The sequence below is a fragment of the Bacillus sp. G1(2015b) genome (assembly GCF_001482475.1).
Taxonomy (GTDB): Bacteria; Bacillota; Bacilli; order Bacillales; family Bacillaceae; genus Bacillus; species Bacillus safensis.
The window spans coordinates 1-22,612 of record NZ_LKIC01000030.1 but is presented as its reverse complement, the minus strand read 5'-3'; the positions used below and the strand labels follow the sequence as shown (position 1 = coordinate 22,612).

Here is a 22,612-nt window from a genome sequence, read left to right as displayed (position 1 = left end):
ATTCCCCTCCTAATTAGGCGTATACATCCTCTAATAGTGTGTCGATTGACGGTTCTTTACTGTTTTTGGCGAATTCTACAGACGCTTCAATTTCCTGCTTCGCTTCTTCCTGTAAGCTTGCTGCCTGCTCTTCTGTCAAAACATTCAGTTCAATCAAGAGAGACTTAAAGCGTTTGATGCCGTCTTTTTGTCTCCACTCTGTCTCTTCTTCACGTGTACGGTATTTTTTCGCATCACTCTTAGAGTGACCCTTCCAGCGGTACGTTTTCATTTCAATAAGTGATGGGCCTTCTCCCGCTCTCGCACGGCTGACTGCTTCATCAACTGTGTTCATAATTTCGACCATGTCATTTCCATCAACCGTTTTCCCTGGCATTCCGTAGCTTTCTGCTCTTGTTGAAATATCTTCAATGTTGATCATTTCTTTCACAGGACCAGACATGCCGTACTGGTTGTTTTCACAAATAAACACAACCGGTAAATCCCAAATGGATGCAAGGTTTAAAGCTTCATGGAAGCTGCCTTCATTTGTGGCACCATCTCCAAAGAAACAAAGAACAACAAAGCCTTCCTGCTTCATTTTAGATGTGAGCGCTGCACCTGTTGCCAGCGGGATACCGCCGCCAACGATTCCATTTGCCCCAAGGTTTCCTTTTTCTAAGTCCGCGATATGCATGGAGCCGCCTTTACCTTTGCAATAGCCGGTTTCACGTCCAAACAATTCAGCCATCATTTTATTGACCTCGGCCCCTTTTGCAATACAGTGACCATGTCCTCGGTGTGTGCTGACGATCTTATCTTTATCTTTTAATACGGCAATCGATCCAACAGCTGATGCTTCCTGCCCAACACATAAATGAGTGGTGCCATGGATAAGTCCTTTTGCAAAGAATTGATCGACCTTTTCATCAAAATATCTCACTAACCACATTTGTTTATATAAATCTGCTAATTTCTCATGACTAATCTGTTCAGGCAAAGTGATTTGTTTTTGCATTTCTTCTCTCCCCTTTACATTTGTTCTTGTGTGTTACATTTGTAATTATCATACGTTTAAGTGTCATCGAAGTCAAGCATTTCTCTCTCATTTTTAAGCGTTTTCATCTTTTGTCAGAAAAAAAGAGAAAGGCAAAGCCCTTTTCCAAAGAACTTCTCTTTCTCTTTTAATCTCCTACACTCATTCATCTGGATACATCATGATTTTGACGCTCTCACCCTCAGGATTCCTTGCGCATTCTATCGCCTGAAGCAGCTGGCTTAACGGATAACGGTGCGTCACCATCTTTTCAGTGTTGACCACTTTTGCTTTCAGAAGCTCAAGGGCTTCACGATAATGATATGGATGCGATGAATAGGCTCCTACTACCTTCACTTCATCATTGAAAAATCGTTCAGCAGGAATGGCCACATCTCCCTTTGGAAAATGAGCAAAAACCAAAATCGTCCCGCCTCGCGCTACAGCTTGAAACGCCTCTTTTAAAAGCGCACTGCTCCCAACAGAAATAATAACGAGGTCTGCTCCCTTACCATCTGTTTCTTTCATCACCCGGTTTTCCACTGGCTCAGCTGCTGGATGAAAAGCGGCATCTGCACCTAAACTTCTCGCACGCAGCAGCCTGTTCTCATTCACATCTGTTATCATCACTTTTCCAGCTAAATAATATTTGGCAAGCTGCAATTGAATACAGCCAATTTGCCCCGCTCCAAGGATCAAGACGGAATCTCCTGGATGAACAGGTGCTCGTTCAAACCCGTGCAGGCAGCAGGCAACGGGTTCTACCATCGCCCCTTGCTCATAGGATACGTCTTTTGGAAGCTTGCCCATCGTGTGCTTGACATGCAAAGCAGGTATACGGATATATTCTGAAAACCCTCCCGGCTCTACATTTGTGGCTGTAAACTGCGGACACATCGTATAGAATCCCTTTTGACAAAAGTCACAGGTGAAACAAGGCACATGATGCGCCACATAGACCCTGTCTCCCGTCTGGACATTTGTCACGCGTGTGCCGGTCTCGACAACATCACCAGCGATTTCATGTCCTAGCACCGTTCCAGGAGGGACTGTCTCATGCGTTGCTTTATAAATATCTGTTCCACATAAGCCGCAGGCACGCAGCTTTAACAGAACTTCATCATCACCGATGACTGGCCGGTTCCGCTCCTCATACCGAATGTCCTCTGAAGAATAAAAGACAGCTGATTTCATGTAGCGGCATCCTCCTTTTCATCACCCTTCGCAAAATCCTGTAACGTTTGAACAAGCTGCTTGTACTCACTCATCTCACTTGATATCCAGTAACGCCCTCCGAATATCCGGGCTGGTCCCACCCTGACATAGACTTTTCCAATATGAGGATATGGCTTTAAAAAAAGCTTTCCTTTAATATCAGACACTGCATATGTGTGCCATCTGCCAAAAGCCCCTATCTTCAGTTGATCTTCACTAATGACGACATTTGTCGGCTGGTTCAGTCCTGTGATACTAGACAGCATGAGAATCGGCAGTGTATAAACGCCTAACACAGCTAACGGCTCAGGTCCTGCTGACCATAACGTATAAAGAGACCAGAGAAAAAACAGAGAGATGAGCACAGCCGGAAGAAAAATAGACAACACTGCAGACGTTCGGCTATAAGCATGATGCTGCATGAGACTTCCTCCTTTCAAATCACTAGAAGGAGCCGCGAAAGCTCCTCCAGAAAATAGCCCTCTACTTGATATGCTCTATGATTTTCTCGATATCATCTTCAATGCCAAATCCAGTTAAAAAGGATAATGTTTGAATCACAGGTGTCCCTTTTGTATCACTCACAGGCGTTGTTGTCACAATTAAATCGGCGCCCTCTGCTTTTTGCGGGACTTCAGATGCCTTACATTGTTCCACCACGACATCATATCCTTTTTCCTTTAACGTCTCTTCTACCTTTTTAGCCACAACCGTTGATGTTGCAACTGCCGTTCCGCATGATACTAATATTTTCTTCGCCATTAGAATCCCTCCAGCTCATTTATTGTTCTTTCTGATCTAAGCCCATTTCTTTTGCATACTGCTTTTTAATATCATTTCGCACCCAGTACCATAGAAGCGCATAAGCCAGAGCACAGATGATGGCTGCAATAAAGTAAGGGTTGCTCGGATCAAGAAGTCTCACCATGATCCAAGGAATGACGTGAGAACCAAGGTCAATACCTGAAATCATGTTTGCCCCTTCTGGGAAATCAAAGCCGACGGCTTTCCCCATGGTCGTTGCAAGCGGTGCAAGGTTCGTTGCGATAAAGAAGACAATCATTAATGTAAAAATACTGTTAATAAGGCCGCGAATAATATTTCCACGAGCGGCTGCTACTGCCCAGACAACTGTAAATGGCAGAACCGATAAGTCAGCAAACGGAAGCATTCCATTGTAAGGCAAAACAACAGCGAGCAAAATCGTAATCGGCACCATTAAAAGGGCTACCGCCATATTCGCTGGATGACCAATGACAATCGCTGTATCTAAACCAATATAGACATTTTTCCCTGGGAAACGCTTTTGAATATAAGAACGAGCGCCCTCAGAGATTGGAATGAGTCCTTCCATTAATAACGCAACCATTCTTGGCATTAAGACAAGAACTGCTGCCATTTGAATCCCGAGTGTCATCACGCCTTTTGCATCATAGCCGCCGAGAAGACCAATAATGATACCAAGTATGAGACCCATCACAAGCGGTTCGCCAAAGATGCCAAAGCGTTTCTTTAATGTTTCTGGATCAGCATGAATTTTGTTTAAACCAGGAATTTTATCAATGACGCGGTTGGACGCATACATCAGCGGTGCGAAGTTGACCGTTTCAGCATGAGCCATCGATACGCCTTTTAATCCAAAATGGTGTTCGATTGTCGGCGCTGTCCAATCGGCTAATTTAAGCGTGATCGCAGAAACAATCAAGCCAACAGCAAGAGCCAAGAACATATTATGATAAGCGTAGTAAGTAACAGAGGCTGCGAAAATTAAATGCCAGAAGTTCCAAATATCCACATTCAGTGTTTTCGTGAAGTTTACGGACAATAAAATCACATTTAACAAAAGCACAAGAGGAATCATGAGCGGGGCAACAGGTGTACCAAAGGATATGGCAGCGCCAATCGGCCATCCAACATCCAAAATGTCGAGCTTTAGTCCAAGGGAATTAACCATAGCTTTCGCTGCTGGCCCAAGACCGCTCACGAGCAAATTAATGACAAGATTGACACCGACAAATCCAATTCCGATCGTAATACCGGCTCGGAAAGATTTCTTAAAGCCCTGTCTTAAAATCATACCGAAAAGCGTCATAATAATCGGGAGCATAATAGTTGGTCCAAGGTCTAATATAAAATCGACGGCTTGCTTGATCATACATCCACCTCCTGAATTTTTCAGATAAAGCGCTTACATTATTTCATGAATGATTATTGGTTTAGCTCTTGTTGAAGCAAGTGAGCCGCTTCTTCATAAGAGGTCATGTGAGACAGCTTTGTCATCACTTCTTCTTTTCTAAAAAGTGTCATCAGCTTCTCGAGCATCACAAGCTGTTTGCTAGGCTCAGAGATTGCTAGGACAAACACAATTTTGGCTTGCACTGTTTCATCGGGGCTCCCCATCTTATGAAACACGACAGGTTCCTTTAATGTAGCAACACTAATCGCCGGTTTGTTCACATGCTCAGGATCTGTATGCGGAATCGCTACCCCAAAAGTTGCTAGCGGGAGACCTGTAGGATATGTTTTTTCTCTTTCAAGCACTGCAGGTAAATAGCTCGATTTAATGTACCCTCCAGCTTCTAACCTATCTGCTAAGTATGTCGTCACCTCCTCTCTCGAAGATGCTTCGAACTGCAGCGTAATCAGTTGTTCATTTAACTCAAACAAGTTATTCAAACAACCACCCCTTTCATTTGGTATAAATATGAACACATGTAACAAAAAGAATGAACATTTTAGAAAAGAACCTTTTATAAAGCGCTTACAATTATGCGTTCTGAAAAATGTTCAATGTTGTTACCTTTGTAAAGATATTATAATATTCGAAATTATAAGTCAATGTTCCTAGGGAAATTTTTATAAAAAAAAGACGCAGTGATCACTGCGTCTTTCTCTACTCGCCTTCTATACTTCTTGTTAAATGTGGCTTCCTATATCTAAAAATTCAGATACAAATAGATTGTCTGTCTGTACTGCCATTTCTTCCTTTGTGCCAATTTTTTCGATTCTTCCTTCATTCATCACCACGACACGATCAGCAATATCGAATGCTTCTTCTTGATCATGTGTCACAAAAATAGTGGTCATTTGAAAGTCACGATGAACTTTTTTCAGCCAATGCCTTAATTCTTTCCTTACCTTTGTATCAAGAGCGCCAAAGGGTTCATCTAAGAGGAGTGCCTTCGGCTGAACGGCAAGTGCTCGTGCCAGTGCTACACGCTGCTTTTGTCCGCCTGACAGCTGCTCTGGATAACGCTGCTCATACTGTGTGAGCTGAACAACCTCTAAAAGCTCATGCACCCGCTCTTTGATGTCTTTTTTAGACAGTCTTTCTCCTCTAGGTTTAATTTTCAGCCCATATGCCACATTATCAAAAACCGTCATATTTCGAAAAAGTGCATATTGCTGAAACACAAAACCGATTTGCCGTTTTCGTACTGGAATGTGTGTGTAATCCTGATCTCCGAATAAAACTTGCCCGTTATTGGCGTAATCAAGACCTGCAATGATTCTTAATAACGTCGTCTTTCCAGAGCCAGATGGTCCTAATAAAGAAATCAATTCACCATTTCTTATCGATAAATCCACGTTTTGCAAAACCTTTGTCTGACCAAATTGTTTTGATATTTGTTTTGCTGTAATCCCCAAGGCCGATCCCTCCATTTATGTTGACCGCTTGCCAAGCCGGTGATCCCTCTGCTGAATGATTTGTTTAATGATTAAAGTAATGACTGCCACAAATGCCATAAGAGACGCCACAGCAAAAGCGGCTTGAAATTGGTACTCATTGTATAAAATTTCGATATGAAGCGGCATCGTATTGGTCATCCCTCGAATATGACCTGATACAACCGACACAGCACCAAATTCACCAATCGCTCTTGCCCCGGCTAAAATAACGCCGTAAAAAAGAGCCCATTTGATATTTGGGAGTGTCACAAGGAAAAAAGTCTTCCATCCGTTTGCACCAAGTGTGAGTGATGCTTCCTCCTCATGAATGCCTTCATGCTGCATAAACGGGATTAATTCTCTAGCAATAAACGGAAATGTAACGAATATGGTTGCTAGAATCATGCCTGGTACAGAATAAATGACTTTCCATCCATTCTCCATAAGCCAAGGTCCTAAAAGCCCGTTTGAACCAAATAAAAGCACAAATACAAGTCCAGCAATCACAGGCGAAACGGCAAACGGGAGGTCAATCACAGTTGTTAACAAACGTTTGCCGCGGAAGTTAAATTTTGTGATAAGCCATGCAGCACTCACCCCGAAGATCATTTGAAGCGGCAAGGTGACGACGACAATGAAAACGGTCAATTTGATTGCCGCTAGTGTATCTGGATGTGAGATGGCCAGAAGGTATGAACTCCACCCTTTCTCAAAGGCCTTTGAAAACACGGCGATCAGCGGTATGAGTAAAAATAAAATCAAAAAAGCGTACACCACCGTAATCAATAGGATTTTCACCGCTTTAGATTCGGTTACAGGACTTTTATACTGAACATGGCTCCGATGACTAAGCTCTCTCTCCAATGGTTTCACCTCACGTATACTTGTTTTTTCCGCTCAACATACCACTGAATGCCGTGAATCAATAACAGGATGAAAAACGAAAGAAGCAGCATCAAGCATGCAATCGCTGCTGCACCATGATAATCATATTGTTCAAGCTTGGACATGATCATCAGCGGTGTAATTTCTGTTTTAAACGGAATATTTCCAGCAATAAACACAACAGAGCCATATTCCCCTAGTGCTCTTGCAAACGCAAGTGAAAATCCAGTCATCACCGCAGGAAACAAGGCTGGGAGCAGCACGTAAAAAAAGGTCTGTCTCCTTGTCGCACCAAGAGTCGCCGCAGCCTCTTCCACTTCCTGCTGCAGCCCTTCTATCACAGGCTGGACGGTTCGGATAACGAATGGTATGCCGATAAAAATAAGTGCCAGAATAATCCCAATCGGTGTGTATGCCACCTTTAAATGCAGAAATTGACCAATCCACCCATTTGGAGAATAAAGGGTGGTGAGGGCAATACCCGCAACAGCCGTTGGGAGCGCAAAAGGCAAATCGATGAGAGCATCTAAAATTTTCTTTCCGGGAAATGTATACCTGGCGAGAACCCAGGCAATCAGTACACCAAACCCTGCATTGATGAGAGCAGCTGCAAAGGAAGTCGTCACGGTCAGCTGGAGCGACTTCAATACTCTTGCATCGGTAAACACCTTCCAAATCCCCTCTGCTCCTAATGAAGCCGTCCAAATAAATACCATGGATAAAGGAATGACGACAATCGAACTTACATAAACGAGCGTCACCCCAAGGCTCAGCCCAAATCCAGGCAATATACGTTTTCTTTTATTGGCGGCTGCATGTGTTTTCTTCATCACATCGCCCCCTATTTTTGTCCGCTGTATATTTGATCAAATAAGCCGCCATCATCAAAAAATCTTTTCTGCGCCTTTCTCCACCCGCCAAACGCTTGATCAATCGTCACCATATCAATCTTTTTAAACTGGTCTTTATATTTGTTTAAGACTTCTTGATTTCTAGGACGATAATAGTTTTTCGCCGCAATTTCCTGCCCTTTTTTAGAATATAAATAATCTAAATAAGCCTTTGCCACTTTCTCTGTTCCTTTACGTTTCACATTTTGATCGACGACCGCAACAGGCGGCTCTGCTAGAATACTGATTGATGGGGTGACAATCTCAAATTTGTCTTTGCCTAGTTCGTGCTGTGTTAAATAGGCTTCATTTTCCCATGCAATTAACACATCTCCAAGACCGCGTTCAACAAAGGTCGTTGTGGCCCCGCGTGCACCTGAATCAAGGACTTCGACATGTTCATATAGCTTTTTGACAAAATCCTTTGTTTTGTCTTCATTCCCATGAAATGTTTTATCGGCATAGGCCCATGCAGCTAAGTAATTCCATCTCGCACCCCCGGACGTTTTCGGATTTGGTGTAATGATGGACACACCTGGTTTAATCAAGTCGTCCCAGTCTTTAATATTTTTGGGGTTCCCTTTCTTCACAAGAAACACAATGGTCGATGTATACGGAGTTGACTGATTTGGAAATTCTTTTTGCCAATCTTTCGAAAGCAGTCCGCGATCTGCAATCGCATCAATGTCATACCCTAAAGCCAGCGTTGCCACATCTGCCTCGAGTCCATCAATAATCGATCTTCCCTGCTTTCCTGATCCACCGTGAGACTGCTTGATCGTGACATCCTCACCTGTTTTGTCTTTCCAATACGTCTGAAAGGCTTGATTGTATTCCTGATACAATTCACGTGTAGGATCATACGAAACATTTAACAGCTCACCCTTCCCCTTTTGCTTTGAGGATTCGTTTGCGTTTGAGCACGCAGCACTCGTCACAGCCAAGACCACTACGATAGTTACAACCGAGACCCATTTCCACTTTTTCACGTTATCCCGCTCCCCTGTTATCAAATAATAGTGACACCAACCTTGCCGTTTCATACGCAAAAAAGACCCTTAGCCACCTGAAATACATTACAGTCCTGTACTTCAAATTGCCAAGAGCCTTCGGTTGTCCGATCAGCTATGTATGATTGATGTTAGTCTATATATTATTCAAACTATTCACAGGTGTCAACTCTGTTTTTTAATTAAACAAAAAAAGAAACGCCATCTTGCAGAGGCGCTTCTTTTCCCGGGAAATGGTTTTAATCGGCAGATAGCTTTAAATTGACACCAACAGCGGTTCCGTTTCTCGAGGAGTCAGCAACTCCAGTAAAAGTCCCTGCTTTTCGATCAATGAGTAAGGCTTGCACATTTCCTATATCAATAGGCGAACTGCCAAAACGGTGACCCATATCATTTAGCTTCGTTCTCACATCAAGGGGAACTCCTACTTCGTAACGGTAAGAAGTTGGACTGTTTGTATATATCCGCGGCTCTTCCACGGCATCTTGAAGCTCCATGTCGTATTCAAGCAAGTTTAGGATGGTTTGTGAAACAGACGCAATAATGGTCGTTCCTCCAGGTGAGCCCACAGTCATGACCGGCTCGTTATCTTTGAATATGATCGTCGGGGTCATACTGGATAATGGACGTTTATTCGGCTGGACTTCATTTGCTCCGCCTGGTCTTGCGTCAAAATCTGTTAGTTCATTGTTTAAGAAAAAGCCATATTCCGGAACAAGAATCCCTGTACCAAATAACTGTTCAATGGTTGTTGTGAATGACACGACATTTCCCCACTGATCGGCAACAGTAAAATGAGTGGTCTCACCAATGGTTTTATCTTCTGGCTGCGGGACAATCGGGGATGGATTTTTTTCATCCTCATAAGCCCATGGATCTCCTTCTTTCGGGTTTTTGTTCATTTGATCTAATTGAATGAGAGAAGCTCTTTTTGAAATGTAATCATCGTCTAGTAGTCCTTTTAGTGGAACATCTACGAATTCGGGGTCGCCTGCATATGCAGCACGGTCAGCATAGGAGAGATGCATTGTTTCAGCAAGCAGCTGATATTTTTCGAATGATTTGGGGTCATATTGTGATAGATTGAAGTGATCTAGTATTTTGAGTATTTGCAGCATAAACACACCGCCTGAGCTTGGTGGAGGCATACTTGCAAGCTGGTATCCTTTATAGTCCCCCCAGATAGGCTTGTCAGTCTTGACCTCATAACGACCAATGTCATCAGTTGTCATCGTTCCGCCAAAATCTTGGACTGTATTTGCAAGTGCCTTTGCTACTTTTCCTTCATAAAATGCTTTACTTCCTTTTTTCGCAATGAGCTTAAATGTTTTAGCAAGACCTGGCTGTACAAGCAGATCGCCTTCTTTGAGCGGCTGATCATCTGGAAGAAAGATTGGCGCTGCAGCCGTTTTTTTCAGCTTTCCTTGATGATCTTCAATGGCTTGTGCCAGAACAGAATCGATTTCAAATCCATCCTCTGCAAGCTGAATGGAAGGCTCAATCAATTCCTTCATCGAACGGGTCCCCCACTTATCCAATGCTGCCTCGAGACCTTTTACTGTCCCTGGAACACCAACCGCATTACCGTGTGTAGACCGCTCAGCAAATGGGATGACTTTTCCCTCGTCCGTTAAAAACATGTCAGGTGTTGCGCCCTGTGGTGCTCGTTCTCTACTATTGATGATGGATGTTTCTTTTGTCTTTCCATCATAAACCATCATAAAACCACCGCCGCCAATTCCAGACATCATTGGCTCTGTCACATTCAGTGCGTACTGGATGGCAACAGCAGCATCCACTGCGTTTCCACCTTTCTTCAATACATCAGCACCTACTTCTGATGCCAGCGGGTGAGCAGTAGCCACCATGCCATCTTTACCAACAGCTACTTTACTCCCATGAGATTCGTTCGCATTGACTTGGCTGACAGGCAGAAAAAACGAGAAAACAAACAGACATATGGACAAAACAGTTAGAGAAATGCGTTTCATGAACAACACCCCTTCCATATTCTTACTTTGACCTTACCGACTTCTTGACCAGAATACAATAGATTATTCTAAAATTTCAAAAATTTTCATCCTATCATCCTACTTTTCCCAAATCGGACATTGTTTTTCAAAACATATGACGCACTCGATCATTAGGAATAAAGACACAGCATTTCCAACGATTCGGGTTCAAGGTATAATAAATACAACAAAGAGGGGGAAAAAACGGTGAACAACAAAAGCAGATTATTTTGGGAAGACTATTGGAAAGAGAAATCAGAACAAGCACCCGCTGACGCATTTGTATCGGCGTGGGCATTCGGATCAGATCCAGATCATTTACTTGATCTTGTCAAGCAAGGAAAGAAAACAGCCACTTGTTCTGGTCACCTGTTTTATGAAAAGGAACATGTGCCGCTTCCAAAACCCGGACAATATGCGGTCATTTTGGATAGCCAGGAAGAGCCAAAAGCCATCATTGAAATTACAGATGTAGATGTCATGCCAATGAATGAAGTCCCCGAATCATTTGCAAAAGCAGAAGGTGAAGGCGATTTATCTTATGACTATTGGTATAGAGAACATAAAGAATTTTTCACAGAAGCACTCCAATCATACGGATTAGATTTCAAAGAGGATATGCTTCTTGTTTGTGAAAGGTTTAAGCTGATTCATTCGGCTTCTTAGCCTATAAGCGGTGCCAAAAATGGCCCGCTTTTTTCGTTGCTTTTCCCCTTTTAGAAAAAGGTGTGTTGAGATCACATCTTTAGGTCAGAATAAGATCAAATAGAAAAAGTGAAGAAATTTTCGACTACACCTGTTTTTTTTCGACAAAAGAATATATAATTATTTGATGTGTGCATTGTCTCATTTATACAATGGAGGGTTTTTACATGTTAAAAAGGAAAAAAGACAAGTTTTCCGTCTTGTTAACGGAAATTGCTAAAAATTTAGATGAAACTGCTGAGTATTTTGTTAGCTATAAAGTAACAAATCAAACCACTCTGAAAGAATTTTCTGACACATTGAAGGAATATGAGACAAAAGGTGATAATCATGTTCATACCATGATTAAAGAGCTGAACAAAGCCTTTATTACACCGATTGAACGTGAAGACATTCTTCAATTAACGAATAGCCTCGATGATGTTTTAGATGGAATTGAGCATTTTTCCGCAACATTAGAAATTTACTCAATCACAAGCTCTGACGAACATATCGACAAATTCAGCCACTACATCAGAGAGTGTGCGAAAGAAATTTTAATCACAATTGATTTACTAGCTGAAAATCGCTTGAAAGATATTCATCCGCACGCAATCAAGATTAAAGAGATTGAACATAATTGTGACAATCTTCATCGTAAATCATTAAAGAACTTGTTTGGAAAAGAAACAGATCCAATTAAGGTGATTCAATACAAAGAAATTTACGAAACACTTGAAGAAATCGCTGATTCCTGTCAAAGTGTTGCCAACAATCTAGAAACAATCATTATGAAGAATGCGTAACGGGGTTAGTTAAACATGGACACATTACTCATCCTTACCATACTTATTGTCATTTGTGCACTTGCTTTTGATTTCATTAACGGGTTCCACGATACAGCAAATGCCATTGCGACTTCAGTTTCAACGAAGGCATTAAAGCCTAGACATGCAATTATCATGGCAGCGTTCATGAACTTCTTAGGAGCAATGACATTTACAGGTGTGGCAAAATCCATTACAAAAGATATCGCAGATCCATTTACACTTCAAAACGGCTCTGTTGTGATCTTGGCTGCTTTAATTGCCGCCATCACATGGAACTTGCTTACTTGGTATTACGGGATTCCGAGTAGTTCTTCACATGCACTAATCGGATCAATTGCAGGAGCGGTTATTGCCTCTGCTGGTTTTGGCGCTTTAAACTATTCGGGATTCATTAAAATCATTCAAGCCCTTTTGCTTTCACCTATCCTAGCTTTCGTATTGGGATATATCGTGTATACCATTATCAAAATTATATTTAGAAACAACAATCTCGCAAAAACAAATAAACAATTCCGACGTGTTCAAATTTTAACGGCTGCACTGCAATCGTATACCCATGGAACAAACGATGCGCAAAAAGCGATGGGAATTATTACGATGGCTTTAATTGCAGGTAATTTGCATACAACAGACGACATTCCTTTCTGGGTACAATTCTCTTGTGCGCTTGCAATGGGACTCGGTACTTCTATTGGCGGCTGGAAGATTATCAAAACAGTCGGCGGTAAAATTATGAAAATTCGTCCAGTAAACGGAGTATCTGCCGACTTAACGGGTGCAGCTATTATCTTCGGTGCGACGTTTATTCACTTACCTGTTAGTACCACTCACGTGATCTCATCTTCTATTCTAGGTGTAGGTTCTGCACACAGAGTCAAAGGGGTAAACTGGGGTACGGCAAAACGTATGCTTGTCACTTGGGTGATTACATTACCGATTTCAGGAACTCTAGGAGCTCTTATATACTTTGTGTTAAATGCGATTCTCTAATTTCAAAGACCTGTCTGACAGGTCTTTTTTTATTTGTCTGCACACTTAAATATCCTTTCCCCGCAGGACATTTTTTCATGAAGCAGGGTTTCCAATCATATCCATAGAAATAAACAAGTATTCATCTGTCTATGGGAGAGAAGAACATGCTATTATTTTTTCAATTGACTGTATGGTTATTGCTAGGTGCTCTTGCTGTGTATGTATTTGCGGTATGGCGCTTTGAACAAAAAGTAAAAGAAAAGATGTTTGCCATTCGTAAAACGTGGTATTGGATTTATGTAGCGGGTGCTGTCGTGTACTGGACAAATGATCCTTCTTCTATCTTCACTGATTGGATGCACTACTTGATCATTGCCGTTTTTTTCGCATTAACCGATGCTTTCATCTTTCTTAGCTCCTATATTAAGAAACTCGGAAATCATGAGCTGGAAACCGACACCCATCAACTCCTTGAACAAAATAACGATCTGCTTCATTCTTACCTTAATAAACTAAAAACGTACCAATACCTATTGAAAAATGAACCGATCCATGTATATTATGGAAGTGTAGGGGCATATATAGAGGGAATTGAGCGGCTAATTTATTCTTTTGCCGACAAGATGAATATTCAAGCGGTGCTTTGTCCATACGATACGCAGGAACAAAAAGATGACCTGCTTCGGACACTTGACCAGCGGGCTCTCATTCAGGCGAAGCTTGACAGGCAGGAAGTATATTATGATGATTTCGGTCATTTGGTGCTCATCCCATTTTCTGTAGCAGATGCTCATTTTGTCATTAAGCTCACCTCCGATGAGATTGTCACGGAGTTCGACTATTTATTAATGACATCACTTACAACAATTTATGACCTAATCTTGCCTGACGAAGAGGAAGGTGATGAAGATGGACCACGCACTTCAAGGGGATAACAACAATCCTAAGAAAAACCCTTTTAAAATTTTAAAGAAAAAACGCCATATCAGTATGGCCGATTATAAGGTAAGCCCCCATACTGAGCGAATTTTTAAAAAGAATGAACAGCTTCTGGATGAGTATAAAAATAAAAAGGCTTGATTACACTAAAGGACGCGGAACGAAATCCGCGTCCTGATTCCATTTTTACATAGACTTGCATACAATACACTATACGCTGCAACGATTGAGGTGCCAAAATGAAAAAGAAAATCAAACAACTAAGGTATGTTCAGTTTGCCGAATATCAGCCATCCCCATATACTAGGCGATTAATTGAAAAAAGTGAAACAGCCATCCAATCATACAAACAGAAACACTCACTGATTTAATAGTTTAAGCAGCTTTTCCTTCGTTTTAGGACCGTATACCCCATCACTTGTCAGACCGTTCACCAGCTGAAAGCGTGCCACGGCATTCGCCGTTTTTTCTCCGTAAACACCATCGATGCCTTTATCTGCAGCCGATTTATCAGGATAAAAATAAACGGCAGCAAGCGCTTTTTGGACGAGGCGTACGTGCTCTCCCTTCGTTAGAGGCGAAGTCACCTTTAAAATCCCATCCGGCAGCTCATACATCATTTTTCCATCATTTCGATAAATTTTAAGAACCTGTCCAATTTGAATCTTGTTCGGGTCGCTAATGTTATTCCACTTCTGTAGATCCTGAACTGTGACGTCATGAGCTTTAGCAATACTCGTTAACGTATCCCCGCTTTTGACGACATACGTGATGACCGTCTCAGGGTCTCCTGCCGTTTCAATTCCTTTTTTAAATTCATCCCATGTAGCAAGAAGCAGGCGTGGACATGCTTTTCCAGACCAGTGCTGATGTGTAACCACGTTAGCTAGTGGAATGTTATGTTCTTTCAGCAGCTTTTGGATGAGCCATTGCGCATGTTTGACCGCTTGCTGGAAATTCCCATCTTCATTTTCACAAATTTCAATGCCGATCGACTTTCGATTACCATTGCCTTGTCCGTCCCCTGCATGCCAGCCATTTTCATTTAACGGCAGATGCTGAAAAATTTCATGATCATCCACTGTAAAGTGCCAGCTCACCTCTGTCGTTGGGCGTTTCACATATGCCGCATGACTTTTCGCATCCGCTCCTTTTGATGTGTTTGCTGTGTTATGCACCGTCACATACATCGGTGTCATGGCGTATCCTGGGCGGTTTCCGTTTCCAACTGGAATAAAATCTTGATAAATTTCTACCATGTTCTGCACTCCCTTTTGCTAGATTGAATTGATCTTTCTCATCAATTGGTGGCGTTCGTAAGACAACATGAGTTTGTTTTAGTGATAAGACTATGGTAAAATTTGAATTCAATCACTCATTTTAGTAGTGGAAAACGTAAAAATGAAGAAAAAAACAGGAATTAATTCCATTTTTCCTTGATTTTATGTTAAAATTGTTAAAAATAAGCCGATAATAAAAGTAAGCAATAGCTCAATTAGCTATTTAGTCCTATATGGACTTTTCTTTTACGTCAAAAATAGAACATACGTTTGCTTGGAGGTTTTTAAATGACTGGATTTTTAACCCATTTAGAAGAAGAGATTAAACGGTTATATGCCAAACTACAAATAAGCGGTCCTGCTTATAGAGACATGCAAAGGATCGCTTCTGAATTTCATGTATGGGTCCACTATGAGGATACTGGCAGCATGATGATCAAACATCAAGGTCTTTACAGTATTATATTAAACAGATCTCTATCATCAGAGGAACAATGGCAGGATTTTGCCCACGAGCTTTGTCATGTGCTCAAGCATGCAGGCAATCATTTCAAGATGCACAAACTCTTTCGAGAACTGCAAGAGTTTCAGGCTAAACAATTTATGTATCACTTTTGTGTACCGACCTTTATGCTGATGCAAATGAAGCTTCCAAACCTTCGGCAGCAAGCCATTTTACACATTGCGCAAACATTTCACGTCACCTGGGCTTTTGCTGAAAAGCGGCTTGCCTTATTCGAACAACGGAAAGCCGGCATTCGCTTCCAACAAGAGTTTACATCTTATTTAATGAAAGCCGAAAAGGTCGCGGAAAAAGAAGCTGTTTATCAAACGTAAGCCTCTCTGCATAGGGGAACAGGCGTTTATTCATACAGGTTTAATACTTGCTTGAGTACATTTGTGTACCGATAAAATTGCTCATTTTGCGTTTCGCGGCGATAGCGCCGTCTGAAGTCTTGAAAGAATGCTCTTCTTTGCGCCTGACTGATTTCAAGTTGTACACTTTTTCCCGTCAGACATTGATTATTGATATTGTGAGGATGTGTTCCAGAATAACGATCAGATTCAGATAGCAGCACTGCTTGGAAGCCATTAAGCGTTAAACGTTTCACTGTTTCCGCCGCTCTTTCTCTGTCTGTCCCGCCCACTAATGTTTGAAGCATCTCCGTTTCCCCGTAGCCATGGAGCGCAAACGTGTAATGATGGGTATGCACTAGAGAAAGGCAGACCGGCTCATCGAAACGTGTGCTTGTAATGTGAAGCACATGATTGCCTTTCACTTTAAGGCCTTCAAATAAATACATAGACTGATTACTTGCGATTTCATGAATGAGCTCACTCACGCCAGATTCAATTCCTCCGGCATGAGGGGATAAAACCAAAAGCTGGTCACCTTTCCGCTCGTGAAGAATTTGATAATCGATTCCTTCTCTTTCATGAGCGGAAAGCTCTTCATAACTTTGATATGTATCAATGATTTGCGTCATTCCATCTTCCCCATTTCTCTATATGAGCATAAGTCTACTGATCTTAAATTCTTTTGTAAAGGGATTTCGAATGACCTATCAACATAAAACATCCTTAAATTTTCCTTATCTTTACGGCTATCTGTTGAATTTTGAGAAAAAATGACCGATAATTGAAATGAATAGAACTTTTGGACTATATGAATCTTTTTGCATTCTCTCTCATAAATTAGAAATATTGTGATCTACATCTGGAGGAATTCATGTTAAAAAAGAAAACCACCATCACCCTTGTTATCTTATTCCTTAGCTTCGCTGGCATCATTTACTGGAAATGCTTTTCTCTTCAAGGCGTATCTCACGGAACCTTTATCCGCTCGATGACATCACCAGACGGAACATATATCATCAACACCTATCGACATAGCGGAGGGAAACTAAAGGAGAACGCAGTTAGAGCAGAAATTGAAAACAAGCTCACCCACCGAAAGAAAACGATTTACTGGAAATACCCTGATAAAGACCCCCTCATCAAATGGAAAAATGGACAGCTTGTTCAAATCGGGCATGAATTTTTAAATGTGGTAAAGGGTGAAACATACGATTATCGCTTTGATCGGAACAAAAGAAAATAGCGTATTAAAAAAACGAATCCCTCTTGGATTCGTTTTTTACGTTGACATCACATGCTGCATAAATTCTTTCATTTCTTTACTTACGATTGTCAGTCGTTCCACAATTTCACTAAACTCTGTTACAAGTAAAGCCTGCTCTGCTGATGAACCTTTCATATGTCCCATACTCTCAAGTAATGTATGTATATTGGAGGAAATTCCTTGCAAAGAGCTTTCGATATTTTCTGTTGCACGTGAAGTTTCACTTGAAAGCTTTTGAACCTCACTGGCTACAACACTAAAACCAGCCCCTTCTTTTCCTGCCCTGGCTGCTTCGATTGACGCATTCAATCCTAGCAAACTCGTTTGTTTCGAAATCCCTTTAATCATCTTTGTAATATCGGATGTTTTTTTCGAGCTTTCAAGTGTTTGCTGCGTTTGTAAGGTCATTTCCTCACTTGTCGCAGAAAGCTCCTCTGAATGCGCCGCCACCACATGCACCTTTTCTTGAATACTATGAATGATGTCATTTAATGACTCCATATATGCTTCAAGCTCTAATTGATTTTTAAGCGGAAAACCTAAAGCGAGTGCGCCGATCACTTGTTGATTTTCATCAAAAATTGGCAGCCCCATTGCATTTAACGGTATTCCGTAAACCGATTCAGGCACAAACATACTTGATGTCTCACCTCTAAGCGCTTTTTTCATATTTAAATCATCTGGTTTAATAAGTTCTCCAGCACGAATTTGAAAATCTACATCTTTCGATGGCAAATACAGCAAAAATTTCTCTCGATCAATGACACCCATCGTCACTTCGTTTTTTAAAATCTGCATCATATAAGGTGCTGCTGTCACAATACTCTGTAGTATATCCAATTTCTCTACCCCCTTATATAGTTTATCGGTCGTTCTTCTTAAATTAATAGTTACTTTTTAAAAATAATAATGATGATTGAAGAAATTCTTCATATTTACGAGTAAAAAGAAGTGCGTTTCCTTTCTATATTCAAGCGGAAATTTGCTATAATTAATGAATCAACATATGATGAAATGGTCATGTAACCATTTTGTGTATTCAATGGAGGCGCATGTTGTGACACAACCCATGAAATATGAGCGGGCAATCGTCATTGGCGGAGGTATCACCGGGATGCTCGCTGCAAAAGTTTTATCAACGTTTTATCATCAAGTATTGATTATTGAAAAGGATGAACTGCCGGACTCTCCAGAGAATCGTCTCGGCACTCCTCAAGCCTTTCATCCACATAGAATGCTGCCACTTGGCAAGCAAATCGTTGAACGGCTATTTCCTGGTTATACAAAAGAGTTACTGGCAATGGGCGGATTTAATACCATGCATCAAACCTCTCGATTCATTACAAAAGATGGCGAATTAACACTCACTGATAGAGAAGAAACCGCCGTCACAAGACGCGCAATGCTAGAGTGGGTATTGATGCAAAGAATGGTAACAGAAGAACGCGTGCAGTTTTTAGAAAAACATGAAGCCATCTCCCTTCAGTTTAAAGAGGGAACTAATCAAGTCATGGGGCTTATCGTGAAGGACCGGCAAGTAAAGCCTGGCAGCATTCATGAAATGAAAGCGGACTTAGTAATTGATACGTCTGGAAGAAAGTCTAAATTGCCAAAATGGCTGAAAGACGCTGGACTCACCTTACCACAGACTGATGAGTTAAGTGTGTTTCTAGGCTACAGCACAAGATACTATCAAATACCATCAGGTGCGCCACCCCTGCAATCAATGGTTGTAGTTGGCCAGCCAGACAAGCAAATCCCGACAGGACTGTTTGAACGGGTAGATCATGATTTAGTAGCTGTGCTTCTTTCTGCAGCCGGCGGTTCACATTATCCAACAACGGATGCTGATCAGTTTGACTCAGAAACCGCTGTACTGAGCGATCCCGCGATAGCAGAAGTCATCACCCATTTAACGCCCTTTACAAATCCAAAAGGATTTAGAGTCCCTTCTTGCGTAAGACATCACTATGAACACATGCAGGATTGGCCAAGTGGATTATTGGTGATGGGCGATTCCTTGTGTACGTTAGACCCCATTCATGGGCAGGGCATGACCAAAGCAGCTCTTGAAGCTCAAACACTTGACCGTATGCTCAAACAAGCACAAAACAATGAGCGAGTCTCTTTTGAAAAGGACACATTAAAACAAATGCAGCAAGCGAGTGATCTTGGCTGGTGGCTTTGTGCAATTGCTGATATGGCTTGGGACGGTGTCGAGTTAAAAGGAGAAACAACCATACCCCACTTGACGTTCGTACAAGAATTTTTAAATCGCTACGTACAATACGCCATTGTCACAAAACAGCCTGAACGTCTTGAGGTGTATCACCGAATGCATTCTTTCTTAACAGAACCGAGAGAAATCATCAACTTAGAACAGCTGCACGACATGATTCAAGCTGACCCCTCTGGAGAAACAGCCGAATGGTGGAAGCAATGGGATCAAAAGAACGATGAAGGCAACCGAGCTTTTTTCCATGAAGCGGTTCCTGACTTTCGTCTAGAGCACTTGCTGTCATTTGATTGAACTAAAAAAAGCCCCTTTAATGGGGCTTTTTCATTAACGTAATAATTGAAGTACGTTTTGTGGCTGTTGGTTTGCTTGTGCTAACATTGCTTGAGATGCTTGAGAAAGAATGTTGTTCTTTGTGAACTCACTCATTTCTTTCGCCATGTCAACGTCACGGATACGAGACTCAGCAGCTGTTAAGTTTTCAGCAGAAGCACCAAGGTTGTTGATTGTGTGCTCTAGACGGTTTTGGACTGCACCAAGAGCTGAACGCTGTTTAGATACAGCGCCGATTGCTACGTCGATTTTTGCTACTTCAGTGTCAAAGTTAAAGCCTTCTTCATTTACTTTAATATCTTTGACAGTCAATGTTTCAGCGTCCATTTTACCAATCTTTACATTGATATTTTGCTCAATGTTCGCTCCAATTTGAAATTGGAATCCATCCTCAACAGTACCATCCAACAGTTGCTTTCCGTTAAATGCTGTACGCTGAGAAATACCATCAATTTCCTCAACCAAAGCATCGAGTTCTTCTTGAATAGCTGTTAAATCTTCTGTTTGTTGAGTACCAACGTTACCCGCTTGAACTGTCAATTCACGCATACGTTGAAGAATCGCATGTGTTTCAGTTAATGCACCCTCAGCTGTTTGAATAAGAGAAATACCATCTTGTGCGTTTTTAGACGCCATTTCTAATCCGCGGATTTGTCCACGCATTTTTTCAGAGATGGCAAGACCTGCTGCGTCATCTCCTGCACGGTTGATTCGAAGACCAGAAGAAAGCTTTTCCATGTTCTTTTGCCCTGCTCCATTGTTTGCAGACAAACGGTTCAGTGTGTTAAGTGCTGCGATATTGTGGTTAATTCTCATGTTAAATAACCTCCATGTGTTTGAACCAATTGGACGTCCTTATCCAAAAGTTCTAAATTAGAATTTTTTTGTAAGCCTTACAATCCATTTATCGAACTTAAATGGAATATGTTTAACAAAAAAGGAATAAATAAGGATAAAGTCTCATTCAATATGATCGTTTCGCTAGAGTATGCCAAATTTAAAGGTCATTTTTCATGATTTATCAGAGGGATTTAAGAATCATAAGACTGGAGAAAACGCGAAGAAAAGAACATAAAAAAAAGCCCCATAAAGGGGCCTGTCATTAACGTAGTAATTGAAGTACGTTTTGTGGCTGTTGGTTCGCTTGTGCAAGCATTGCTTGAGACGCTTGAGAAAGAATGTTGTTCTTCGTGAACTCACTCATTTCTTTCGCCATGTCAACGTCACGGATACGAGACTCAGCAGCTGTTAAGTTTTCAGAAGAAGCACCAAGGTTGTTGATTGTGTGCTCTAGACGGTTTTGAACCGCTCCGAGTTTACCACGCTCAGAAGATACTTTATTGATTGCAGCATCTACTTTGTCTAATAGAGCATCTGTATTAGCTGTTGTAGCAGTTGTTACAACATAATCAGCTTTCAACATATCAAGACCAGTAGCAGCAGTACTCATGTCACTAATTTGAACTGTCAGCTGTTGTGTTTTGTTAGCACCAATTTGGAAAGTGAATCCGTTAGTTTGAGTACCATCAAGAAGGTTTTTACCGTTGAATGCTGTACGTTCAGAAATTCCGTCTACCTCATCAAGAAGGTTATCAATTTCATCTTGGATAGCTTTAAGATCTGTTGTTGCATCTTGAGTACCAGTGTTACCCGCTTGAACTGTTAGTTCACGAACACGTTGAAGGATTGAGTGAGTCTCAGTCAATGCACCCTCAGCTGTTTGGATAAGAGAGATACCATCTTGTGAATTTTTAGAAGCCATTTCTAATCCGCGGATTTGTCCACGCATTTTTTCTGAGATTGCTAGACCTGCAGCGTCATCTCCTGCACGGTTGATTTTAAGACCAGAAGAAAGTTTCTCCATGTTCTTTTGGCTCGCACCGTTGTTTGCAGACAAACGGTTTAATGTGTTAAGTGCTGCGATATTGTGGTTAATTCTCATTTCCTATTACCTCCATGTATGTGGGACCTGACAGACGTCCTTGTCTGAAAAAAGTCCGTTATTCTAGGGCTTATCAACCCTGACAATTCTATTATCGGACGTGATTATAGGATGTTTAGCAGATTTTTAAAAAAATATCGCATTTTTATCATGACGTTAATCCTAACTTTGAGAATTCTATAAAAATAAAGCTGCTGATCTCTTATCAGCAGCTTTACAATTTATGAATATCAGTATTGCTTGATATCAAACATTAATATATTTTGGTACACCACGTAATCCTTCTTACTTGTGAAAGGTCCTTTATTGTGTTCATCATTGATTTCATAGAAGTTCATGCCAATTCCAAAACTTCTTTCTTTGTACCAGTTAAGAAAATCGTTGATTTCTTTCATTGAAAGCAAATAATCCTTTTGCAGCCCGTTTATCATGGTAATTGAAAGTATACCTTTTGTTGATTCTTCACCAGGTTTTGTCCCGTCTTGATCTTTCGGTTCTTCGGTTGTGCCATCACCCGGCTTTGTCCCGTCTTGATCTTTCGGTTCTTCGGTTGTGCCATCACCCGGCTTTGTTCCGTC

General features: G+C 41.4%; 24 protein-coding genes and 1 pseudogene. 8 read left to right on the top strand and 17 right to left on the bottom strand.

Going from position 1 to position 22,612, the window contains the following annotated elements; all coding sequences use genetic code 11:
• Window positions 1–13: 13 nt before the first annotated feature.
• The 11 genes from pdhA to ggt all read right to left on the bottom strand — a co-directional run bounded on the left by pdhA (window position 14) and on the right by ggt (window position 10,675).
• Entirely contained in the window at window positions 14–997 is a 984-nt protein-coding gene (gene pdhA / locus AMR95_RS16950) for a pyruvate dehydrogenase (acetyl-transferring) E1 component subunit alpha (protein ID WP_039177954.1), read from the bottom strand.
• Between the two features lie 180 nt (window positions 998–1,177).
• The gene (locus AMR95_RS16945; protein WP_058838935.1) at window positions 1,178–2,209 is read right to left on the bottom strand and encodes an alcohol dehydrogenase catalytic domain-containing protein; all 1,032 of its coding nucleotides are present in this window, start codon (window positions 2,207–2,209) and stop codon (window positions 1,178–1,180) included.
• The gene (locus tag AMR95_RS16940) at window positions 2,206–2,652 is read right to left on the bottom strand and encodes a hypothetical protein (protein WP_058838934.1); all 447 of its coding nucleotides are present in this window, start codon (window positions 2,650–2,652) and stop codon (window positions 2,206–2,208) included. The genes AMR95_RS16945 and AMR95_RS16940 overlap by 4 nt, the downstream gene beginning before the upstream one ends.
• Window positions 2,653–2,713: 61 nt before the next feature.
• Window positions 2,714–2,992 carry a PTS sugar transporter subunit IIB gene (locus AMR95_RS16935; protein ID WP_047203576.1) on the bottom strand — a complete coding sequence of 93 codons (279 nt, stop codon included), beginning with the start codon at window positions 2,990–2,992 and terminating at the stop codon, window positions 2,714–2,716.
• 19 nt (window positions 2,993–3,011) lie between these two features.
• Complete coding sequence (locus AMR95_RS16930) at window positions 3,012–4,385, bottom strand: PTS galactitol transporter subunit IIC (protein ID WP_025093457.1); 1,374 nt, start codon at window positions 4,383–4,385, stop codon at window positions 3,012–3,014.
• A gap of 53 nt (window positions 4,386–4,438) precedes the next feature.
• Window positions 4,439–4,906 carry a PTS sugar transporter subunit IIA gene (locus tag AMR95_RS16925; protein WP_058838933.1) on the bottom strand — a complete coding sequence of 156 codons (468 nt, stop codon included), beginning with the start codon at window positions 4,904–4,906 and terminating at the stop codon, window positions 4,439–4,441.
• Window positions 4,907–5,146: 240 nt separating this feature from the next.
• Complete coding sequence (locus AMR95_RS16920; RefSeq protein WP_058838932.1) at window positions 5,147–5,878, bottom strand: sulfate/molybdate ABC transporter ATP-binding protein; 732 nt, start codon at window positions 5,876–5,878, stop codon at window positions 5,147–5,149.
• A gap of 15 nt (window positions 5,879–5,893) precedes the next feature.
• The gene (gene cysW / locus AMR95_RS16915; RefSeq protein WP_058838931.1) at window positions 5,894–6,763 is read right to left on the bottom strand and encodes a sulfate ABC transporter permease subunit CysW; all 870 of its coding nucleotides are present in this window, start codon (window positions 6,761–6,763) and stop codon (window positions 5,894–5,896) included.
• 5 nt (window positions 6,764–6,768) lie between these two features.
• Complete coding sequence (cysT, locus tag AMR95_RS16910) at window positions 6,769–7,614, bottom strand: sulfate ABC transporter permease subunit CysT (protein ID WP_058838930.1); 846 nt, start codon at window positions 7,612–7,614, stop codon at window positions 6,769–6,771.
• Window positions 7,615–7,625: 11 nt separating this feature from the next.
• Complete coding sequence (locus AMR95_RS16905; protein ID WP_058838929.1) at window positions 7,626–8,663, bottom strand: sulfate ABC transporter substrate-binding protein; 1,038 nt, start codon at window positions 8,661–8,663, stop codon at window positions 7,626–7,628.
• 260 nt (window positions 8,664–8,923) lie between these two features.
• Window positions 8,924–10,675, bottom strand: coding sequence for a gamma-glutamyltransferase (ggt, locus tag AMR95_RS16900; protein WP_058838928.1), 1,752 nt, complete (start codon window positions 10,673–10,675; stop codon window positions 8,924–8,926).
• A gap of 228 nt (window positions 10,676–10,903) precedes the next feature.
• Here ggt and AMR95_RS16895 point away from each other — a divergent pair, with 228 nt between their 5' ends.
• The 5 genes from AMR95_RS16895 to AMR95_RS16875 all read left to right on the top strand — a co-directional run bounded on the left by AMR95_RS16895 (window position 10,904) and on the right by AMR95_RS16875 (window position 14,262).
• A complete protein-coding gene (locus AMR95_RS16895; protein ID WP_058838927.1) occupies window positions 10,904–11,362 on the top strand; it encodes an ASCH domain-containing protein in 459 nt (152 codons plus the stop codon).
• 206 nt (window positions 11,363–11,568) lie between these two features.
• On the top strand, window positions 11,569–12,186 hold the full coding sequence (locus tag AMR95_RS16890) for a DUF47 domain-containing protein (RefSeq protein ID WP_024426775.1): 618 nt from the start codon (window positions 11,569–11,571) through the stop codon (window positions 12,184–12,186).
• Window positions 12,187–12,201: 15 nt separating this feature from the next.
• A complete protein-coding gene (locus AMR95_RS16885) occupies window positions 12,202–13,200 on the top strand; it encodes an inorganic phosphate transporter (RefSeq protein ID WP_017359158.1) in 999 nt (332 codons plus the stop codon).
• Between the two features lie 146 nt (window positions 13,201–13,346).
• Entirely contained in the window at window positions 13,347–14,117 is a 771-nt protein-coding gene (locus AMR95_RS16880) for a type II toxin-antitoxin system SpoIISA family toxin (RefSeq protein ID WP_058838926.1), read from the top strand.
• Window positions 14,092–14,262, top strand: coding sequence for a type II toxin-antitoxin system SpoIISB family antitoxin (locus AMR95_RS16875; protein WP_024424961.1), 171 nt, complete (start codon window positions 14,092–14,094; stop codon window positions 14,260–14,262). Before AMR95_RS16880 ends, AMR95_RS16875 begins: the two co-directional genes overlap by 26 nt.
• A 218-nt stretch (window positions 14,263–14,480) precedes the next feature.
• Here AMR95_RS16875 and AMR95_RS16870 read toward each other — a convergent pair whose 3' ends face one another.
• Window positions 14,481–15,380, bottom strand: a complete 900-nt coding sequence (locus tag AMR95_RS16870; protein WP_039177933.1) for an N-acetylmuramoyl-L-alanine amidase — start codon at window positions 15,378–15,380, stop codon at window positions 14,481–14,483.
• A gap of 309 nt (window positions 15,381–15,689) precedes the next feature.
• Here AMR95_RS16870 and AMR95_RS16865 point away from each other — a divergent pair, with 309 nt between their 5' ends.
• Window positions 15,690–16,238 (top strand): ImmA/IrrE family metallo-endopeptidase, encoded by a 549-nt coding sequence (locus AMR95_RS16865; protein ID WP_024424963.1) that lies wholly within the window; start codon window positions 15,690–15,692, stop codon window positions 16,236–16,238.
• Between the two features lie 26 nt (window positions 16,239–16,264).
• Here AMR95_RS16865 and AMR95_RS16860 read toward each other — a convergent pair whose 3' ends face one another.
• Window positions 16,265–16,888, bottom strand: a complete 624-nt coding sequence (locus tag AMR95_RS16860; protein WP_058838925.1) for a poly-gamma-glutamate hydrolase family protein — start codon at window positions 16,886–16,888, stop codon at window positions 16,265–16,267.
• A gap of 242 nt (window positions 16,889–17,130) precedes the next feature.
• On the opposite strand from AMR95_RS16860, the gene AMR95_RS16855 reads away from it, so the two are divergent.
• Complete coding sequence (locus tag AMR95_RS16855) at window positions 17,131–17,502, top strand: DUF5412 domain-containing protein (RefSeq protein WP_039177928.1); 372 nt, start codon at window positions 17,131–17,133, stop codon at window positions 17,500–17,502.
• A 36-nt stretch (window positions 17,503–17,538) separates the two neighbouring features.
• On the opposite strand, the gene AMR95_RS16850 is transcribed toward AMR95_RS16855, so the two are convergent.
• Complete coding sequence (locus AMR95_RS16850; protein WP_047203586.1) at window positions 17,539–18,363, bottom strand: methyl-accepting chemotaxis protein; 825 nt, start codon at window positions 18,361–18,363, stop codon at window positions 17,539–17,541.
• A gap of 217 nt (window positions 18,364–18,580) precedes the next feature.
• Between AMR95_RS16850 and AMR95_RS16845 the strand changes: the two genes are divergently transcribed.
• Window positions 18,581–20,053 carry an NAD(P)/FAD-dependent oxidoreductase gene (locus AMR95_RS16845; RefSeq protein ID WP_058838924.1) on the top strand — a complete coding sequence of 491 codons (1,473 nt, stop codon included), beginning with the start codon at window positions 18,581–18,583 and terminating at the stop codon, window positions 20,051–20,053.
• 33 nt (window positions 20,054–20,086) lie between these two features.
• Here AMR95_RS16845 and hag (AMR95_RS16840) read toward each other — a convergent pair whose 3' ends face one another.
• The 3 genes and pseudogenes from hag (AMR95_RS16840) to AMR95_RS19285 form a co-directional block, all read right to left on the bottom strand.
• Window positions 20,087–20,908, bottom strand: a complete 822-nt coding sequence (gene hag / locus AMR95_RS16840) for a flagellin Hag (RefSeq protein ID WP_024424967.1) — start codon at window positions 20,906–20,908, stop codon at window positions 20,087–20,089.
• 286 nt (window positions 20,909–21,194) lie between these two features.
• A complete protein-coding gene (hag, locus tag AMR95_RS16835) occupies window positions 21,195–22,034 on the bottom strand; it encodes a flagellin Hag (RefSeq protein WP_058838923.1) in 840 nt (279 codons plus the stop codon).
• 230 nt (window positions 22,035–22,264) lie between these two features.
• A pseudogene (locus tag AMR95_RS19285) lies at window positions 22,265–22,612 on the bottom strand (Kelch repeat-containing protein); the annotation flags it as partial.

Coding starts and splice junctions, on each gene's coding strand:
- pdhA (WP_039177954.1), bottom strand. CDS start 997: ATGCAAAAACAAATCACTTTGCCTGAACAGATTAGTCATGAGAAATTA.
- AMR95_RS16945 (WP_058838935.1), bottom strand. CDS start 2,209: ATGAAATCAGCTGTCTTTTATTCTTCAGAGGACATTCGGTATGAGGAG.
- AMR95_RS16940 (WP_058838934.1), bottom strand. CDS start 2,652: ATGCAGCATCATGCTTATAGCCGAACGTCTGCAGTGTTGTCTATTTTT.
- AMR95_RS16935 (WP_047203576.1), bottom strand. CDS start 2,992: ATGGCGAAGAAAATATTAGTATCATGCGGAACGGCAGTTGCAACATCA.
- AMR95_RS16930 (WP_025093457.1), bottom strand. CDS start 4,385: ATGATCAAGCAAGCCGTCGATTTTATATTAGACCTTGGACCAACTATT.
- cysT (WP_058838930.1), bottom strand. CDS start 7,614: ATGAAGAAAACACATGCAGCCGCCAATAAAAGAAAACGTATATTGCCT.
- ggt (WP_058838928.1), bottom strand. CDS start 10,675: ATGAAACGCATTTCTCTAACTGTTTTGTCCATATGTCTGTTTGTTTTC.
- AMR95_RS16890 (WP_024426775.1), top strand. CDS start 11,569: ATGTTAAAAAGGAAAAAAGACAAGTTTTCCGTCTTGTTAACGGAAATT.
- AMR95_RS16885 (WP_017359158.1), top strand. CDS start 12,202: ATGGACACATTACTCATCCTTACCATACTTATTGTCATTTGTGCACTT.
- AMR95_RS16880 (WP_058838926.1), top strand. CDS start 13,347: ATGCTATTATTTTTTCAATTGACTGTATGGTTATTGCTAGGTGCTCTT.
- AMR95_RS16875 (WP_024424961.1), top strand. CDS start 14,092: ATGGACCACGCACTTCAAGGGGATAACAACAATCCTAAGAAAAACCCT.
- AMR95_RS16870 (WP_039177933.1), bottom strand. CDS start 15,380: ATGGTAGAAATTTATCAAGATTTTATTCCAGTTGGAAACGGAAACCGC.
- AMR95_RS16865 (WP_024424963.1), top strand. CDS start 15,690: ATGACTGGATTTTTAACCCATTTAGAAGAAGAGATTAAACGGTTATAT.
- AMR95_RS16860 (WP_058838925.1), bottom strand. CDS start 16,888: ATGACGCAAATCATTGATACATATCAAAGTTATGAAGAGCTTTCCGCT.
- AMR95_RS16855 (WP_039177928.1), top strand. CDS start 17,131: ATGTTAAAAAAGAAAACCACCATCACCCTTGTTATCTTATTCCTTAGC.
- hag (WP_024424967.1), bottom strand. CDS start 20,908: ATGAGAATTAACCACAATATCGCAGCACTTAACACACTGAACCGTTTG.
- hag (WP_058838923.1), bottom strand. CDS start 22,034: ATGAGAATTAACCACAATATCGCAGCACTTAACACATTAAACCGTTTG.